The 1,732-nt window shown below is 70.1% G+C and carries 1 protein-coding gene; it reads left to right on the forward strand.

Annotated elements, in window-relative coordinates:
* The first annotated feature begins 307 nt into the window (after positions 1-307).
* Positions 308-1,564, forward strand: a complete 1,257-nt coding sequence (locus FOE67_RS24860; RefSeq protein WP_323385461.1) for an extracellular solute-binding protein — start codon at positions 308-310, stop codon at positions 1,562-1,564.
* Positions 1,565-1,732: the final 168 nt, after the last annotated feature.

Genomic DNA, 1,732 nt, shown 5'->3' on the forward strand with positions numbered 1-1,732 from the left:
CGCCCGCCCCATCATCGCCCCCATCACCTCCCGGCAACACCGCCGGGACCCTCCTGCCACACCCGTCCAAGGGGGCCGTATCACCCACCCGGGGGGCCACTCGGCCCCCCTCCGTTCGGGCCTCGCACCGAAAATTATCGGTCCGTTCGGAGGCGGGTGACCTGCCAAAACCAAAGCTCCGCGTCAGATCCGTTGACGTGGCCCCCGTGTCCTCCTATGGTGCGCCTACAAATTTTTCGACAGCAGGCCGATAATTTCTGCTTTGGTGCGAAGGGGCACGATCATGTCGCTACGTCGGCGGGGTGCGATGGCTCTGGTGGCCTCCACCCTTCTGCTCGCCGCCTGCGGTGGGGGTAACTCCGATAACGATTCCGACGCCGGTGGCGGGGTCACGATCGACTGGTGGCACATCGGCACAACCGAGCCGACCGCCACGATCTACGACCAGTGGGTTCAGGACTTCGAGGAGCAGAACCCCGGCGTGAAGGTGAACGTCACCGCGCTGGAGAACGAAGCCTTCAAGTCCAAGATGACCACCATCACCGCCGGTGGCGACATGCCGGACGTGTACTCCACCTGGGGCGGCGGCGTGCTGGCCCAGCAGGTGGAGGCCGGTCTGGTGAAGGACCTGGACGTGGTGGGCGGTACCACCATGGACCAGTTCACCGACGCCGCGATCGCGCCCTACCGGATCAACGGCGCCTCCTACGGCATCCCCGTCGACGCGGGCATGGTCGGCTTCTGGTACAACAAGGCGCTCTTCGAGGAAGCCGGCATCGAGGAGCCGCCGACCACCTGGACCGAGTTCCTGGAGACCGTCCAGGCGCTCAAGGACGCCGACATCACCCCGATCGCCCTCGCGGGCAAGGAGGAGTGGCCCGGCCACTTCTACTGGTCCTACCTGGCGATGCGCGTCGCGGGCCTGGACGCCCTCGAGGAGGCCGCCCACACCAACGACTTCACCCACCCCGGCTTCGTCGAGGCCGGTGAGCGCCTGCGCGAGCTGGCCGAGCTGGAGCCCTTCCAGAACGGCTACCTGGGCGCCGACTACTCCACCCCCGACGGCCAGGCCGCCCTCATGGGCAGCGGCCGGGCCGCCATGGAGCTGATGGGCCAGTGGGCCCCGTCGGTCCAGGCGGACGCGGGCGGCGGCATCGGTGACGACCTGGGCTTCTTCCCCTTCCCGGAGGTCGAGGGCGGCGCGGGCTCCCTGGACGAGGTCTTCGGCGGTGGCAACGGCTTCGCCGTCTCGGCCAACGCTCCCAAGGAGGCGGTGGACTTCCTCGTCTTCATCTCCGCCCCCGAGCAGCACGCCCAGTACGTCGAGTCCGGTGCCGGCCTGCCGGTGACCGAGGAGGCCATCGAGCTGGTCGAGGACCCGGACCTGCGCGTGGTGGCCGAGACCATGGCCGCCGCCGGTGGCTTCCAGCTCTACCTCGACCAGGCGTTCCCGCCGGCCGTCGGCGGCCAGGTCAACAGCAGCGTCGCCGAGCTGTTCGCCGGGGTCGCCACTCCGGAGCAGGTGACCGAGGCCATCACCGAGGTGGCCAGGGCGGAGGGATAACACGCCCGCACCGCGCGCCCGGGTTCGCCCCGCGCGCGGTGCGCCGGCGAGGGGAGTCGACCGGCACCATCGGGTCGACTCCCCAGCGGCGCGAGGGTGGTGTACCGCTCCCGGGCCCCGGTGACCGGGGAATCCCCCCACCGGGTCCCGGCGCCGGGACACCACCCC

The organism is Streptomyces calidiresistens, assembly GCF_014141525.1.
Lineage (GTDB): Bacteria > Actinomycetota > Actinomycetes > Streptomycetales > Streptomycetaceae > Streptomyces > Streptomyces calidiresistens.

Coding starts and splice junctions, on each gene's coding strand:
- FOE67_RS24860 (WP_323385461.1), top strand. CDS start 308: ATGGCTCTGGTGGCCTCCACCCTTCTGCTCGCCGCCTGCGGTGGGGGT.